At 64.2% G+C, this 15,414-nt stretch carries 14 protein-coding genes and 1 tRNA gene; 7 read left to right on the plus strand and 8 right to left on the minus strand.

Annotated features, from left to right (window positions below):
• Positions 1-207: hypothetical protein (locus tag ACOJSI_RS04255; protein ID WP_420137020.1), on the minus strand; the 207-nt coding region annotated here is incomplete at its 3' end.
• Between the two features lie 597 nt (positions 208-804).
• Between ACOJSI_RS04255 and folE the strand changes: the two genes are divergently transcribed.
• Together folE and ACOJSI_RS04265 are read left to right on the plus strand one after the other, a co-directional pair.
• Positions 805-1,407, plus strand: coding sequence for a GTP cyclohydrolase I FolE (folE, locus tag ACOJSI_RS04260; RefSeq protein WP_420137021.1), 603 nt, complete (start codon positions 805-807; stop codon positions 1,405-1,407).
• A 259-nt stretch (positions 1,408-1,666) separates the two neighbouring features.
• On the plus strand, positions 1,667-2,689 hold the full coding sequence (locus ACOJSI_RS04265; protein WP_420137022.1) for a hypothetical protein: 1,023 nt from the start codon (positions 1,667-1,669) through the stop codon (positions 2,687-2,689).
• Here ACOJSI_RS04265 and ACOJSI_RS04270 read toward each other — a convergent pair.
• The 5 genes from ACOJSI_RS04270 to rnc form a co-directional block, all read right to left on the minus strand.
• The gene (locus ACOJSI_RS04270) at positions 2,686-4,011 is read right to left on the minus strand and encodes a hypothetical protein (protein WP_420137023.1); all 1,326 of its coding nucleotides are present in this window, start codon (positions 4,009-4,011) and stop codon (positions 2,686-2,688) included. The two genes, ACOJSI_RS04265 and ACOJSI_RS04270, sit on opposite strands and share 4 nt — an antisense overlap.
• Positions 4,012-4,112: 101 nt before the next feature.
• A complete protein-coding gene (ligD, locus tag ACOJSI_RS04275) occupies positions 4,113-6,665 on the minus strand; it encodes a DNA ligase D (protein ID WP_420137024.1) in 2,553 nt (850 codons plus the stop codon).
• Positions 6,666-6,709: 44 nt separating this feature from the next.
• Positions 6,710-7,624, minus strand: coding sequence for a Ku protein (locus ACOJSI_RS04280; protein ID WP_420137025.1), 915 nt, complete (start codon positions 7,622-7,624; stop codon positions 6,710-6,712).
• 88 nt (positions 7,625-7,712) lie between these two features.
• Positions 7,713-8,606: a GTPase Era gene (era, locus tag ACOJSI_RS04285; protein ID WP_420137026.1), complete on the minus strand. Its 894-nt coding sequence runs from the start codon at positions 8,604-8,606 to the stop codon at positions 7,713-7,715.
• Positions 8,603-9,280, minus strand: a complete 678-nt coding sequence (gene rnc, locus ACOJSI_RS04290; protein ID WP_420137027.1) for a ribonuclease III — start codon at positions 9,278-9,280, stop codon at positions 8,603-8,605. The genes era and rnc overlap by 4 nt, the downstream gene beginning before the upstream one ends.
• Before the next feature lie 93 nt (positions 9,281-9,373).
• Between rnc and ACOJSI_RS04295 the strand changes: the two genes are divergently transcribed.
• The gene (locus tag ACOJSI_RS04295; protein ID WP_420137028.1) at positions 9,374-11,080 is read left to right on the plus strand and encodes a thiamine pyrophosphate-binding protein; all 1,707 of its coding nucleotides are present in this window, start codon (positions 9,374-9,376) and stop codon (positions 11,078-11,080) included.
• 27 nt (positions 11,081-11,107) lie between these two features.
• Here ACOJSI_RS04295 and ACOJSI_RS04300 read toward each other — a convergent pair whose 3' ends face one another.
• A complete protein-coding gene (locus ACOJSI_RS04300; RefSeq protein WP_420137029.1) occupies positions 11,108-12,190 on the minus strand; it encodes an ATP-dependent DNA ligase in 1,083 nt (360 codons plus the stop codon).
• A gap of 94 nt (positions 12,191-12,284) precedes the next feature.
• Here ACOJSI_RS04300 and ACOJSI_RS04305 point away from each other — a divergent pair.
• Both ACOJSI_RS04305 and ACOJSI_RS04310 read left to right on the plus strand, forming a co-directional pair.
• Positions 12,285-12,361 (plus strand) — tRNA-His (locus tag ACOJSI_RS04305).
• Between the two features lie 73 nt (positions 12,362-12,434).
• Complete coding sequence (locus ACOJSI_RS04310) at positions 12,435-13,481, plus strand: Glu/Leu/Phe/Val family dehydrogenase (protein ID WP_420137033.1); 1,047 nt, start codon at positions 12,435-12,437, stop codon at positions 13,479-13,481.
• 21 nt (positions 13,482-13,502) lie between these two features.
• Here ACOJSI_RS04310 and ACOJSI_RS04315 read toward each other — a convergent pair whose 3' ends face one another.
• Positions 13,503-14,414 carry a DMT family transporter gene (locus ACOJSI_RS04315; protein WP_420137030.1) on the minus strand — a complete coding sequence of 304 codons (912 nt, stop codon included), beginning with the start codon at positions 14,412-14,414 and terminating at the stop codon, positions 13,503-13,505.
• Positions 14,415-14,497: 83 nt separating this feature from the next.
• Between ACOJSI_RS04315 and ccmC the strand changes: the two genes are divergently transcribed.
• Positions 14,498-15,214: a heme ABC transporter permease CcmC gene (gene ccmC, locus ACOJSI_RS04320; RefSeq protein WP_420137031.1), complete on the plus strand. Its 717-nt coding sequence runs from the start codon at positions 14,498-14,500 to the stop codon at positions 15,212-15,214.
• Positions 15,211-15,360 (plus strand): heme exporter protein CcmD, encoded by a 150-nt coding sequence (gene ccmD, locus ACOJSI_RS04325; RefSeq protein ID WP_420137032.1) that lies wholly within the window; start codon positions 15,211-15,213, stop codon positions 15,358-15,360. The genes ccmC and ccmD overlap by 4 nt, the downstream gene beginning before the upstream one ends.
• Positions 15,361-15,414 lie beyond the last annotated feature (54 nt).

Genomic DNA, 15,414 nt, shown 5'->3' on the forward strand with positions numbered 1-15,414 from the left:
GCGGACGCGTTCCGCCGAGCGCGTGTAGCAAGCGGGATCGGCCACCAGTCGTGCGAAGACGAGCGACTCAATCCGCCAGATCAACGCGCGCGCGGCGAACGCGCCAGTATCGGGACGCGAGACGTCGAAATTGGCAATGCCGGACGCATAGGTCGCGAACTGATTCTCGATCGGCAAAACCGAACTGTCGAAGCGGAGCGGCTCCATCAGTGATCCGCCGGCCAAATGCGTCTCTCCCGGATCCATGCTAGCTCCGACGATCTGCGGATCTAACGACGGTGGCGCAAAGCAGTTGCAAGCACCAACCGGCATCGGCGCGCGGATCGCTCGTTAGCGCCAAGCAGCCAAAAATGCGTCCGGCATTGGCGCTGGCTGGCAGGGCCGATGTGCTGTCTTGCAGGTCCCCCCGATGCATATCATCGAAGGGCGCACCCGTCGGCGAAGGCGTCCGGTCAATTCATCGGGAGCGCAGAGGTGCGACTTTGTTATTACGTGCCCAGACGTAAGCTGATCGTTGTGGACAAAACAGGAACAAGTGTATATCGTCCGGCGGGCGGGATGCTGTGCGCCGGGCGCCGCAATTAGCGAAGCTCTTTGAACTGTTAATCGTTGAACAGATCGACCGGGGGGCGGCTTGTGGCCTGACGAACCATATCGGTGAAATCATCAAGTTCGAATCTGATGTTTTTTCATTTTAGCCCAAGGTTCCGGCCGGTCTGATGGCAGGCGGCGCAGCACAGCAGGGCGCGTATTAGCGACGCTTTGGACTATCGCCTTCGGCCTGTCGTCAACTAAGGTGATGCCATGAGCGGTACCACCGAACCCGAAGACGACATGTCCAAACTGCCCGTGCCGACCGAGGTCGCGGACGCGATCCGAACGCTGTTACGCTGGACGGGCGACGATCCCGAGCGGGAAGGGCTGCTGGACACACCCAAGCGCGTGGCACGCGCGTGGAAGGAATATTGTATTGGCTACGATGAGGATCCGTCGCACCACCTGACCCGCACCTTCGAGGAAGTCGGCGGCTATGATGAGATCGTGCTGCTGAAGGACATACCGTTCCAGTCGCATTGCGAGCATCATATGGCGCCGATCGTCGGCAAGGCCTCGATCGCCTATCTGCCCGTGCATCGTGTTGTCGGCATATCCAAGCTCGCCCGCGTGCTCCACGGCTTCGCGCGCCGGCTCCAGGTGCAGGAGCGGCTGACCGCGCAGGTCGCCGATTGCATCTGGGAACATCTCCAGCCCCAGGGCGTGGCGGTGGTGATCGAGGCGTCGCATGGCTGCATGACCGGCCGCGGCGTCCGCACGCACGGCGTCTCCATGACGACAAGCCGCATGATGGGCGCGTTTCGCGACGATGAGCGCAGCCGTCGCGAAGTGCTGGCGCTGATGGGCTATTGAGGGCTGCCGGCGGCGTTCCGCTTTTTCCCGATCCCGAAGCGAAGGCCTCTGTTCACAGCGGAAAATGCTGGTGGCCAGCTGTTACGTCATCGCAGCATAGCGGATTGCTCTGCTGCCGTTCATCGGATGTCGTGCAGTGGCAGCCAGGCACGCGCTCGTGACGTTGCACTGCCTTCGTCCCGGCTTATTGGATGATTGAATGAACTGGAAATTCTGGCGTTCTCGAAAAGCTGCTGAGGCGAGGAACGCGCCGATCGCGTTGACCGGTGAAGATTATGAGAAGCTGCGGCTGATCATCGAGATCGTGAATCCGCAATCGCAGCCGAATCTCAACCACCTTGGCGAGCTGGTGCGCAACATCCGCATTCTCAGTCTGAACGTGAAGAGCCTGGGATATGAGCTTGCCGGGCAATTGGCGGCGGCGCTCCCGCCCGCCGGCGACACGACGGCACGGCATGTCGGCCTCCAAACCAGCCTGTCGACCCAGGCGGATCTGGAAAGCGACTGGACGGCGCATTGGTGCGGGCAGCTCAAGGTGCCGGTGTTGTTCCACCGTAAACTCTGGGAACTCGCCTACATCCTGCAGGCCTTTCACGAGAATGATTGCTTCCGTCCCGGCTTGCGCGGTCTTGGCTTCGGCTCAGGCTCGGAGCCGTTGTCGAGCTATCTCGCTTCGCGCGGGGTCGCCTCGACCGTCACGGACCTGCCGATTGAGGAGGCGGCAGGTCGGGGATGGGTCGAGACCAAGCAGCATGCCTCTGGCCTGGAAAATGCCTTCCATCCGCAGCTCGTATCCCGCGCCGATTTCGATCGGCTGGTCGATTTCAGGCCGGTCGACATGACGGCCATCCCGGCGGATCTGGTTGGTTACGATTTCTGCTGGTCGGTCTGTGCGCTGGAACATCTCGGCACGATCGAGAAGGGGCTCGAGTTCATCGAGCGCTCGCTCGACACGATCAAGCCCGGCGGCATCTCCGTCCACACGACCGAGTTCAACATCGAAAATGACGGGCCCACGATCGACAATTGGCCGTCGGTGCTGTTCCAGCAGCGTCACATCGAGGAATTGGCCGCCCGGCTGCGCGCCAAGGGCCATTTTGTCGCGGAGCTGAATTTCGATCCCGGCAACAAGGTTCTGGATCGCTTCATCGATCTGCCGCCGTGGCAGCATGATGGGCTGGTCGGGCTCGATAGCTGGCTACAGCCGGGGCACCATATCAAGGTCGCGACGGACGGCTTTATCGCGACGTGCCTCGGCATTCTGGTCCGCAAGGCACCTTAGTCGAACAGGCGCGCCTTGCGTGCGACCAGGCCGACCATCGTTCGCCGGGTCGCGCCATGGTTGGCCCCTTCGGCGAGGATGCAGTCCTTCGCCTCGAACTTGAACTGGGCGACCTCATGGCCGCGTGAGACGAGGACCAGCGAAAGACGTTCGACGTCATTCTGCTGCAGCAACACGCGCTCCGTGGAGGGGGTCGATCGGCCGCCCGGCGCGAGATCGTAGCTCATCGTGTGGACGGCGAGGCCCCCGGGCCGGAGGCATGCCATCGTCTCCTCGACGAACTTTGCCGCGGCCGCGACCGAGTAGAGCCGTTCGTTCGCGCGGGCCGACCAGAGGAAGTCGAAATTGACCAGATCGTTCGGAATGATGCGCCACGAGGCGACACGCGCGCTGACATTCTGCGTGAATAAGTCTTCGTCGCAGGGCGCCCGTCCGCGCAGATCCTGGAGAAGCTTTTCCGCCGGGGCAGGGTGACCGGGACGCGCGGGAAAGGCCACGCAGATGCGGGTCTGCAGTGCCGCCAGTGCGGCCGGCACACCGCTGGGCGAAGGCTCGAAGCCCAGGCCCATCGCGCCGGGCTCCAGCATACCGTACCGCCGCAAGACCTGCAGCGTGTACACCTTACGCCAATGTTCGACGCCCTCGTCGCCCTGGGGGCGTAGCCGCGCCATCCAGTCGGCCGCCGCGGCTTCCCGTAATTGCGATGCGGTCGCCAGTTGCGAAACCGGGCTGGCGAGGGTCGGGGCGCTCATCGACAGCAGCGTTGGCACAGGCGCCAAGGCTGTCTTGCCGTAGGCGGTGCTCTTGGCCTCGGCGCCCTGGGTCGGTCGGGCGGACGGATCCGCGGGCCGATCCAGCGTAACCGTGACGCCGCTTGCTCGTGCGTCCGTTTCGCCGGGCAGGATTGCGACCAGCGCATAGACGACGTTGTGGAAGCCTTCGAAGCTGACCGACACCTCGCCGCCCTGCTGGATCAGCCGGTTCAGCGCGATCCGCTCGCTATTGATCATGCTGGAACGGCTGCCCGGTTCCAGGGGGAGCATGTGGACGCGCAGCATGAGCGTCCCGCTCTTCGCGCTGAGATCATGGAAGCGGGCGTGGAAAGTGACACGTCCCAAGGCCGTTTCGACATAAGGCGTGTGGAACACATATTCCGGCGTCGGTGCCGGTTCCGTTCCACCCAAACCCGTGATGCGGCTGGAGGCGCCTGGGTGAAAGGCGAAGGGATCGAGCTCTACCGGCCCGGGGGCCTGAGTCTCGGCGATATCTGTGTCGAGCAAGGCTTCGTCGTCCGCCTGTATATTCTGCCGTGCGATCCCCAAGGGAAGCTGAGCCTTTGTCTGTCCCGGGGCGAAGCCGCCACCGGCGAGGTGTAGCGCCTATATGCTTGTGCGCCGGGTCAAGCAACCGGAGGTCGTATCGGTTACAGGTCGGGCAGCCGCTGATTGGCCCGCCCCCAGCCTTTCAGATCACGCGATCCGGCCCGTTCCAACAACGTTTCGGCATCGGCGATCGTGAAGTGGCCGGCCGTTTGGATGTCTTCCAACTCGGCCCAGGTGATCGGAGCGGCCACGGGCGCATTAGGCCGTGCGCGCGCCGTGTAGGGCATCACTGCGGTCGCCCCGCGCTGATTGCGCAGCCAGTCCAGGAAGATCCGCCCGCGCCGTTCCACCTTTTTCATGTTGGCGGTGAAGCGTTCGGGATGCGCCTGCGAAATTGCCTTCGAAAAGCGGCTGGCGAAATCCTTGACCGCCACCCAGTCGCGGCTGGCGTCCAGGGGCGCGACAACATGCACGCCCTTGCCGCCCGACAGCATCGGCCACGTGGCAAGCCCGATCTCGCCGAGCACGTCGCGGAGCTGGAATGCCGCTTTCTTGACCTCGTCGAAGCCCAGACCTTCATCCGGATCGAGATCGAACACGAGCCGGTCGGGCCTCTCCACATCGGCAATCTTCGATCCCCACCCGTGAAACTCGATCGCGCCCATCTGGACGCAGGTCAGGATGCCGCGCGCATCATCAACGTAAAGATAAGGCTCTTCATGTCCGTCCTTCTCACGGATGGGAACATGTTTGACCGCCTCGCCGAAACTGCCGGCATCATGCTTCTGGAAGAAGCAGGCTTTCGCACGCCCCTGCGGGCAGCGCACCAGGCTGACCGGCCGGTCGGCGACCCAATTCAAGATCGGATCCGCCATCACGGCATAATAATTGGCCAACTGCCCCTTGGTGATGCCGCTTTCAGGATAAATGACTCGGTCGGGATTGGTGATCGTGACCCCGGCATGATCCGGCGCCGCCTTCTTGGATTTTGGCTGCGCCTTGCTCTTGGCGGCTTTCGCGCCCGGCAGCGCGGCCGGCACCTCGCGTACGACATCCTCTTCCGACTTGTCCTCCCGCAAGGCGATAAAGCTCGGATGACGCAGGACGCCTTCGTCGGTCCATTCAGTGAAGGCGATTTCCGCTACCAGTTGGGGCTTGATCCAGTGCGCGCCGCGCACCGCTGCCCGCGGGGCCTTGACCGTTGCTGCTTTCTGTTCGAGCGGCGCCATCTTCGCCATCAGCTCGTCGATCATTGCCATGCCGAAGCCGGTGCCTGCCTTGCCGGCATAGCGTAGCGCACCCTTTTCATGCACGCCAAGCAGCAGCGACCGAAACCCACGCCCCTTGTCGGATGGCGTCCATCCGACGATCACCAATTCCTGACGATGGAGGCATTTGATCTTAAGCCAGCTCTGCGTGCGGCGGCCCCGATAAGGCGCGTCTACACGCTTCGAAACGATCCCCTCCAATCCCTGCTTGCACAGGTCGGCAAACAATTGCTCGCCACTTCCGACCACGTGCTCGGAATATTGGATCGGCGCAGGCGCGTCGGTCAGATAGGCTTTCAGCCGCTCCTTGCGGTCGAGGTTTGGCAGCCCGGTCAGATCTTCTCCGTCCAGCGTAAGCAGATCGAAGGCGAAATAGGCGTAGGTGCCCGTGCCTTCCTTCAGGCTCGCCTGGAGTGCCTGGAAGCTCGGCTTGCCGTTGGCATCCAGCGCGACAACCTCTCCGTCCAGTAAGGCCGATCCCGGCAGCTGGGCCGCTCCCGCGACCACCGCCGCAAAGCGATCAGACCAGTCCAGCGCATTGCGGGTGAAGGCCTTCGCCTTGCCGCCGCCCACGGCGACCAGGGCGCGGTAGCCGTCATATTTGATCTCGTGCAGCCAGCCGGAGCCTGAAGGGACATGATCCACCAGGGTGGCAAGCTGGGGCGGCTGGAATGGCGGCATCTTTCCGGACGCGCGCTTTGCCGGCTTCCGCTTTACCGGCTTGGGCGGCGGCGTCGCTTGCGCGGCATCGCCGCTGGAACGATCGGATTGCCATTCGCTCTTGCCACCTTTGCCCGCAGCGATCTCCGTCATCGTACGGCCGGTCGCGACACTCGTCAGCGCCCGATCGACCAGGTCGCCGCTACCACCGGCATATTCGTCCTGGATCTTGCGCAGCAGCCAGTTCTCGGTCTTCTCATTCCCGCGCGGCTTCAGGCGGATCATCAGCCATTCGCCCTTCATGCGCTCACCTTCGAGCGTGAAGTGGAGATGACCTTCCTTGATCGTTTTGCGCGGGTCCTTTTCGGGATGCGGGATCCAGATGCCGCGATCCCACAGCATTACGGTGCCGCCGCCATATTGACCCTTGGGGATTGTGCCTTCGAACGTGGCATAGGCAAGGGGATGGTCTTCGGTCCGCACCGCAAGCCGCTTGTCGTCCGGATTGAGTGACGGGCCGCGCGTCACCGCCCAGCTTTTCAGGACGCCGTCCAACTCCAGCCGGAAGTCCCAATGGAGCCGGGTGGCATCATGCTTCTGCACCATGAAGATGTTGCGGCCACTGCTGTCGGTGACGCCCGCCGGCTCGGCGGTCTGCTTGAAGTCGCGCTTGGCATTATATTTGGCGAGCGGATCGGTCGCGGACTTGGTCGATTTGCGCGCCACTCAACACTCTCCCGCGATGGGGTAGGGCGCACGTGCCGACACGATCATGCTCGCTTCCTGGCGGGCGCCTTTCTTGCGGGCGCCTCGTCGTCTTTGGTCGCCGCCTTCTTGGCTGCTGAAGCCTTGGCGGACGCCCTGACCGGCTTGGTCTTCACGGCGCCATCGTTCGCCGCATTGGGTTTTTCGAGGCTGCGTTTCAGCGCCGCCATCAGATCCACCACGTTGGATCCGCGCGATTGTGTCGGCTCCTCGTCCTCGGTCTCGATCGTCTTGCCCTTGCGCTTGCGCTCGATCAGGGCCTTCAATGCGTCGATATAGCGATCGTGATAATCGTCGGCGTGGAAGCGCGCTGTCTTCTTGTCGATCAGCGAGGTGGCGAGGTCGAGCAGATCCTCGTCCGGCTTGGTCTCGGCGATGTCACGGAAATAGGATGCGGCCTTGTTGACCTCATCGGCGTAGCGCAACGTTTCCAGGACCATGCCACGCCCGCATGGTTTCAAGCTGACCACATATTCCCGCCCGCGTAACGCAAGCTGGCCCAGCCCGACTTTTTTTGCTTTGCGAAGTGCCTCCCGCAGGACGACGAAAGCCTCCTCGGCCAGATCGTCTGCGGGCACCACGAAATAGGGCTTGTCATAATAAATGGCGTCGATCTCGCTCGCATCGACGAATTGGGTGAGCTCGAGCGTCTTCTTGCTCTCCAGCTTGACCGCCTCAATCTCCTCGTCACTGATCAGGACATATTTGCCCTTCTCATATTGGAAACCTTTGACGATCTCCTCGGGATCGACCGGGCCGATGCCGGGGGCTACTTTCTCATATTTGATGCGCTTGCCCGAAGGCTCGTGGATCTGATTGAAGGCGACCGTCGCGCCGCTTTTCGTTGCCGAGTAGATTTCCACCGGGATGGATACCAGCGCCAGCCGGATCTGCCCCTGCCAATAGGCGCGCGCTGCCATTGCCTCGTCCTTCGTTACGAAGCCGATTCAAAGCGCGAGGCGGGGCCGGGTTCCAACGATCTTAAGCATTTGCAGCGGAGAGGTGGGACTAGTCGACCCAGTCCAGCCCGATATCCTTGTACAGGTCGCGATCCTCTTCCCACCGGGGATTGACCTTCACGTGGAGGAACAGGTGGACCTTCTGGCCCGTGATGCGCGCCAGCTCCTCGCGCGCTTTCTGGCCGATTTCCTTGAGTCTCGCACCGCGATGGCCAAGAATGATCGCCCGCTGCGTATCGCGTGCGACCAGGATCTGCTGGTGGATGGCAACCGATCCATCCTTGCGTTCTTCATATTTCTCGGTTTCGACGGCGCTGTCATAGGGCAGCTCCGCGCGCAGCTGCAGATAGAGCTGCTCGCGTGTCACCTCCGCCGCCAGCATGCGTTCCGACGCATCGGAAACCTGGTCGTCGGGAAAATGCCAAGGTCCTTCGGGAACGCGCCTGGCAAGCTCGGCCTTCAGCTGGGGAAGGCCATCGTTCGTGAGGGCGGAAACGAAGTAGATGGCCTCGGGATCGAGCATCGCTTGCAGCTCGGCGGCGAGACCGAGCATCGGCTCCTTGTCCGCCACATCAACCTTGTTCAGGATCACGATCTTGGCCTCAGGACGCGCGGCAACTGCATCGACAACCGCGCGTGCGGCGCTGTTGAAGCGACCCTTGGCGTCGATCACCAGCGCGATCAGGTCGGCACCGTCCGCACCACCCCAGGCCGCGGCGACCATGGCCCGGTCCAGGCGGCGGCGCGGATCGAAGATACCGGGTGTATCGACCAGCAAAAGCTGCGACTCCCCCTCCATCGCGATGCCCAGCAAGCGCGTACGCGTCGTCTGCGCCTTGGGGCTGACGATCGCCACTTTCTGGCCAACGAGCGCATTCACCAGTGTGGACTTGCCTGCATTGGGGGCACCGACCACGGCGATGAGACCGCAACGCTGCGTCATGACAGTTTCTCCAGCAAAGCGGCCGCTGCGGCGGTTTCGGCCTCCTGTTTGGAAGCCCCCTCGGCCGTCGCGCTGCCGCCTTTCTTGCCGCCGACATCGACCTTGACGGTAAAGGACGGGGCATGATGCGGACCTGATTGGCCGACCAGTGTATAGACCGGCGGGCGGCATTGGCGCGCGGCCGCCCATTCCTGCAGCGCGGATTTGGGATGCTTGGGGGCGGCGGCGCTGCGGTCGAGCTTACCCTCCCACACCCGCCGCACGAAGGCGGATGCGCCCTCCAGCCCGGTCTCCAAATAGAGCGCGCCGATCAGCGCCTCGACGGCATCTCCAACGACGTTGTCGCTGAGCTGCGCGCCGTCGTCGCGCGCCTGCTTGCCGAGAATGAGATGCGCCGGCACGCCCAACTCGCGGCCGACCTCGGCGCAGGCCTCGCCGCTGACGACGGCGTTGAGCCGCGCCGATAATTTCCCCTCTGGATCGTCCGGGAACAGCGCATAGATCCACGTCGCGATGGACAGGCCCAGGACGCGATCGCCCAGGAATTCCAGTCGCTGATAGCTTGGGCCGCCCTGGCTGCCATGCGTCAAGGCGCGTCGAAATAAGGCGAGGTCGCGCGGCGCGTGGCCGAGCGCCTCCTGGATCCAAGCGGCAAGGGCGGTGTCTGGCGTCATTGCGGCACGCCTTAGCCGAGCTGGCGCCCGCGTCCAATTCCTGGAGGAGCGGTTCTTTTGCTGCGGCGTTGAGGGGGCTCCAGCGGAGAAAAGATGATGGCTCAGACGGTTGCGGAGTTGCTTGTCGATACGCTTGCGAAAATCGGTGTGACGCAAATCTTCGGGATCGTTGGGGACGCACTCAACCCCTTTACCGATGCTCTCCGCCGCGATGGACGGATCGAATGGATCGGCGTCCGTCATGAAGAGGGTGCCGCGCTGGCTGCCGCCGGACAGGCCAAGCTGACCGGCCGCCTCGCCGTATGCTGCGGCACGACCGGTCCCGGTGCCAACCATCTTGTGTCGGGCCTCTATGAAGCGCGCAAGGATCATGCGCCCGTGCTCGCCATTTCCGGGCATGTGCCCAGCGAATTACGCGGGACCGACTATCTGCAGGAGGATGATCCGGTCGCCTTGTTCAATGATGTGGCGGTCTATTCTCAGCTGATCGCGAGTCCTGCGCAGGCGCCCGCCGTGTTCCATCAGGCCATTGCGGAGGCCTATGGCGCACGCGGCGTGGCGCATATTTCGCTGCCGCCGGACGTCTTTGCCGCGAAGGCGGCGGGACCGGTTCCGAGCCTCGCCACACTGCGTGAACGGCCCGAAGTCGCGCCTGCACCGGCCGATATCGATGCCGCGCTGGCACTGATCGGCGGTGCCGAAACGATCGCGGTCTTCTGCGGCGATGGCTGCCATGGGGCCAAAGCGGAGCTGTCCGCGCTCTCGGAGCGGCTGCACGCACCGCTCATGCACACGTATCGTGGCAAGGACATCATGGCCTATGACGATCCCCATTGGATCGGCGGGGTCGGCCTGATCGGGGGCCAGCCGGGCGTCGATGCGCTGCAGGATGCGGACCTGATGCTGATGCTGGGCACCGATTATCCGTATTCGGATTTCCTGCCGAAGAAGGGCAAGGTCGTCCAAATTGACGAGCGCGCCTTTGCGCTCGGGCGCCGCACCCCGATCGCGCTCGGCGTGATTGGCTCCGTCCGGCCCGCGCTGCAGATGTTGCTGGAAAAACTGCCTCAGCGCAGTGACACAGCCTTCTTCGACAAGGTGTCGTCCGATCGGGCGAAATGGGACGCGATGCTCGACGGGAAAGCGGACCCGACACGGAGCAAGGATCTTGTCCACCCTCAGGCGGTGGCGCGCCTCGTCAGCGATCATGCGGCGCATGATGCCGTCTTCGTGACCGACACGGGCGAGATCACCCTGTGGGCCGGCAACTGGACGCGCCAGCGTGGTACGCAGCGCATCTCCGGATCGTTCAACAATGCGGCGGTGGGCACCGGGCTCGGCATGGCCAACGGCATCCAGGCGCTGGACCGCAATCGTCAGACCATCCTCCATGTCGGCGACGGCGGGATGGTGATGCTATTGGGTGAATTCATGACGACCGTGGAACACAAGCTGCCCGTCAAGGTCGTCGTCTATGACAATGCCGGCTGGGGTCTGGTTCATTTCGAGATGGAAGGCGCCGGCAACCCCGCCACCAAGGGATCGACCTTCCCCAACCCCGATTTCGCCGCCTTCGCGCGCGCCTGCGGTGCGGAGGGTTTTACGGCGCGCGATCCGGCCACGCTGAGCGAAACCGTGCGCGCCTTCCTGGCGACGCCCGGGCCGGCAATCCTCCATGCGGTTGTCGATCCAGCCGAGATCCCGACCATGCCGCATATCGAAATCGGCAAAGCGTGGAAGTTCGGCATCGCCAAAGCCAAGGAAACCTGGGCGCATCTGACCGGCGGAGAAGTCGCCTAAGCCGCTGCTCTCTTGAGAGTGTTCTGATCAGGCGCGGATCAGTTCTTCCAGTTCCGCCGGCTTCAGCTCGCGGGCCAGCTGATCCATGCCGCATTGGCCAGGCGCCTTGTCCGGCCGCCAGCGCAGAAAGGTCGTGCCGTGGCGGAAGCGGCAGCCGGTGACCTGATCGTAACGGACCTCGACCACCAGTTCGTGGCGAAGGGGTTGCCATTCGACCGATCGCTCGGTCGACCAACGGCTCGGCCCACCGGGAGCGTCGCCGGTAAATCCGGGCGGACCGATCAACGGCTTCAGCACATTGAGCAGGCGCTTTTTCTCGGCGGCATCGAAGGAGGATGTGAAGCCGACATGGTTCAGGAGGCCCGCATCATCGAACAGCCCAAGCAAGAGCGACCCGACGGCGCTCTTCGCGGTCCCGGCATAGCGGAAGCCGCCGACGACGCAGTCGGCGCTCCTGTGCTGCTTCAGCTTGGCCATAGCGCGCACGCCTGGCTGATAAGGCAGATCCAGCCGCTTGGCGACAACCCCGTCCAGGGCCGTGCCCGCACGCGCGAGCCATCGATCCGCTTGGATGACATCCGTGGTGACGGGGGAGAGGAGAAGCCGGTCATGCGCGGTCTTGCCGAAGAAGGCCGCGAGCGTTGCCCGACGTTCCGCGAACGGCAGCGACGTCAGGTCGCGCCCGCCGAGCGCCAGGCAATCGAACAGGATGAACTGCGCCGGCGTTTCCGCAGCAAGCTTGCGGATGCGGCTTTCCGCCGGGTGCAGCCGAGCCTGCAAGGCGGCGAAGGAGAGCGTGTCGCCGGTCGCGATCGTCAGCTCTCCGTCCAAGACGAAATGCCGCTCGGCCAGCGCCTCCAGCATTTCGACCACTTCGGGAAAATAGCGAGCAAGCGGTTTGCCGGACTTGGACGTCAGCGTGACCTCGCGTCCGTCGCGCCGCGCGATGCAGCGGAAGCCATCCCATTTAGGTTCGTATATCCATTCCGCGCCCGACGGCAGCGCGTCAACCAGACGCGCCTCCATCGGTGCAATGGTGGGTTCCGCGTCGGCCATGCCATGTCGAACCTTGGCCGCACGCCACGGTTCCGCCTGCGACGCATTTACCATTGCGCAGCCTTAAGATGCGCGAGTAGCTTGACCGAAGCGCCAGCGCGCCCGTAAGGGGCAGCGGCGCGTTTGCCGTGGCAGCGCGGTCAGCGTGGCGGTCGTAGCTCAATTGGTTAGAGCGCCGGTTTGTGGTACCGGAGGTTGCGGGTTCAATCCCCGTCGATCGCCCCATCTTTCAGGGCTGGCGAAGATCGGCTGACAAGATTATTGCGCTGATGTGCAATTTTGTTAGCGAGCCTTGATCATGCCAGCCTTGTGGAACCTGCCCGATTTCGACGCGCATGAAGGCGTCCATTTCTTCTCGGACCCGGCCTCCGGCCTGCGTGCGATCGTCGCGATCCACTCCACCCACCTCGGCCCGGCCGCCGGCGGCACCCGCTTCTGGCATTATGCCGATGGCAATGATGCGCTGACGGATGCGCTGCGCCTGTCGCGCGGCATGAGCTTCAAGAACGCAATGGCGGGCCTTCCGGTCGGCGGTGGCAAGGGGGTGATCCTGGCGGACGAAGCACGCACCAAGACGCCGGCGATGCTGGCGGCGTTCGGCCGCGCGGTCGAATCGCTCGGCGGCCGTTACGTCACCGCCGAAGATGTCGGTATGGGCGAAGCGGACCTCGTGGCGATCGGGCGCGAGACACGCCACGTCTCCGGCCTGCCGGTCGATGAGGGCCATGCCGGCGGCGATCCCGGCCCGTCGACGGCGATGGGCGTTTTCCTGGGTGTGAAAGCGGCGATCCGCCAGGCACTTGGCAAGGATAGTTCGCAAGGTGTGCACGTTGCGATCCAAGGCGTCGGCTCAGTCGGCGGCGGGCTCGCCCGGCTGCTCGCGGCGGAAGGCGCCCAGCTCACGCTGGCGGACGTCGACATGGGCCGTGCTGCCAAATTGGCAGGCGAACTGGGTGCTGCCACCGTTGCGGCGGCGGATATTCTCACCACGGAAGCGGACGTGATCAGCCCTTGCGCGCTGGGCGCCGTTCTGACTGCCGAGTCGATCGCTGCCCTGCGCGCGCCGATCGTGGCGGGTGGCGCCAACAACCAGCTGGCGACGCCCGACGACGGCGATCGCCTGCATGCGCGCGGCATTTTGTACGCCCCCGATTATGTCATCAACGCAGGCGGCATCATCAACGTCACGCTGGAATATCTGGGGCAGGGCGACCGCGCCGAGGTGGAAGCCCGCCTGACGCAGATCCCGGGGCGACTGGAAAAGATCTGGGCGGAGAGTGCATCGAGTGGCGAGACCGCCGCCCGGGTTGCCGATCGCATGGCCATGGCGCTCATCGGGCGCTGAGGCGCAACGCGAAGGTTGCGGTTAACTGGATTCGGGCATGGAGCGGGCTTCGGCAGGTTCCTTGCCCCGGGCCCGTTCCCGATAGGCGGTGTAGATCCCACTGGCGGCGATCAGCGCCGCCCCGGCGAAAACCAGCGGCGTCGCTGGTGTCAGGAAAATAAGCCAGCCGATCGTGATGCCCCAGACGATCTGCAGATAGTCGAACGGCACCACCACCGACACCGGCGCATAGCGCAGCGAGGCGGTCATGCTGAGCTGCCCGATGCCGCCACCGAGGCCCGCGAGCGCCAGCAGCAGCATCGTCGTGCGATCATGGCTGCTGCCGAAGAAGGGCAGCATGGCGGCACCGGCAATGGTGGTGAAGATGGTGAACCAGAAGACGATAGCGGCGACGTCTTCGGTCCGGCTGATCTGGCGCACGGTGATCATCACCGCCGATTGACCGAAGGCGGCGGCCACTCCGACAAGAATGCCGATCGGCGCCCCGCCATTGCCGGGATGGGCGATCAGAAGCACACCCGCAAAGCCAACGGCGACGGCGGCCCAGCGCCGGATCCCGATCTGCTCCTTCAGGAAGACGGCCGACAGCACGGTGGCGATGATCGGCGCCGCATAGGTCAGGGCGGTCGCTTCTCCCAGGGGCAGCAGCGCCAACGCCCCAAAGGTTAGCAGCATCGATACTAGCCCGATAGCGGATCGGGTCAGGTGCGCAGCCGGCGCCCTGGTCCGCACGGCCTTCCATCCCGGGCCCAGCGAGAGCCAGGTGGCGACAACCAGCAACGCCCATCCATTGCGATAGAAGATCATTTCGGGCGTCGAAACGCCCCGCGCACTGGCTGCCTTGAGCAGCGCGCCCATCAGCGCGAACGATGTGGCCGAGGTGATGCGCATTGCGATACCGCGCAACGGGCGTTCGGTGGGTTGGGGCGTCATAGGCTGCGCTTGGCCGCTTGAACCGAACGGCGCAACCCGCCTTTCCTCCGCGCGATGTGTCGAGTAATGCTGCAGGAATTCCGATGCATCGTTTTGCCAATCCCGCCCGCTTCACACGCATTGCGCGCCCGCTAACCGTCTGGTTCGGTTGGTCTGGCCTCGTGTTGACGCTGATCGCGCTCGCCGGCGGGCTCTTCGTGACGCCGCAGGATTATCTGCAGGGCGAAACGGTTCGGATCATCTATATCCACGTACCCGCGGCCTGGCTCGGCATGGCGGGCTGGGCCGGGATCGCGATGTCGAGCTTTGCTCAGCTCGTCTGGCGGCATCCGCTGGCGCATGTCGCTGCACGCGCGGTCGCGGTGCCGGGCGCGACCTACGCCGCCATCTGCCTGATCACCGGTTCGATCTGGGGCCGCCCGACCTGGGGGACGTGGTGGGAATGGGATGGGCGGCTGACATCCATGCTGGTCCTGTTCTTCCTCTACCTCGCCTATATTGCTCTCGCCAACGCGGCGGGGCGTGAGGAAGGGGGGCAGCGGATCGCGGCCATTTTCGGGATCGTGGGCGCGGTGAACCTGCCGGTCATCCACTATTCCGTTCTCTGGTGGCGTACCCTGCACCAGGGCGAGAGTATCGGCTTGCGCGGGTCCAGCATCGACAACACCATGCTGTGGCCGATCCCGCTTGCGGTCGTCGGGTTCAGCCTGATCTTCCTGAGCGTTGTCCTGATGCGCATGCGGACCTTGCTGGCGGACGCCAAGGCGGAAGCGCGGATGCGCCGGATGGCGGCGGCATGAGCGCGATCGTGAATGCCTGGCCGTTCGTCGCCGCCGCTTATGCCGTAACCGCCGCGGGAACGGCCGGTTTGATCGTCTCGAGCGTCTTGGCAATGCGCCGCGCGGAGGCGCGCGCCAATGCGCTTGCCAGCCGGCGCGACGATTAACTCATGAAGGCCAAGAACCAGCGGCTGACGCTGGCCATCCTGGCGGTGGTCGCC

The organism is Sphingomonas sp., assembly GCF_048595155.1.
Classification (GTDB): domain Bacteria; phylum Pseudomonadota; class Alphaproteobacteria; order Sphingomonadales; family Sphingomonadaceae; genus Sphingomonas_I.

Coding starts and splice junctions, on each gene's coding strand:
- ACOJSI_RS04280 (WP_420137025.1), bottom strand. CDS start 7,624: ATGGCAGCGCGCGCCTATTGGCAGGGGCAGATCCGGCTGGCGCTGGTA.
- ccmD (WP_420137032.1), top strand. CDS start 15,211: ATGAGCGCGATCGTGAATGCCTGGCCGTTCGTCGCCGCCGCTTATGCC.
- ACOJSI_RS04300 (WP_420137029.1), bottom strand. CDS start 12,190: ATGGTAAATGCGTCGCAGGCGGAACCGTGGCGTGCGGCCAAGGTTCGA.
- ccmC (WP_420137031.1), top strand. CDS start 14,498: ATGCATCGTTTTGCCAATCCCGCCCGCTTCACACGCATTGCGCGCCCG.
- era (WP_420137026.1), bottom strand. CDS start 8,606: ATGACGCAGCGTTGCGGTCTCATCGCCGTGGTCGGTGCCCCCAATGCA.
- ACOJSI_RS04315 (WP_420137030.1), bottom strand. CDS start 14,414: ATGACGCCCCAACCCACCGAACGCCCGTTGCGCGGTATCGCAATGCGC.
- ACOJSI_RS04295 (WP_420137028.1), top strand. CDS start 9,374: ATGATGGCTCAGACGGTTGCGGAGTTGCTTGTCGATACGCTTGCGAAA.
- folE (WP_420137021.1), top strand. CDS start 805: ATGAGCGGTACCACCGAACCCGAAGACGACATGTCCAAACTGCCCGTG.
- ACOJSI_RS04310 (WP_420137033.1), top strand. CDS start 12,435: ATGCCAGCCTTGTGGAACCTGCCCGATTTCGACGCGCATGAAGGCGTC.
- rnc (WP_420137027.1), bottom strand. CDS start 9,280: ATGACGCCAGACACCGCCCTTGCCGCTTGGATCCAGGAGGCGCTCGGC.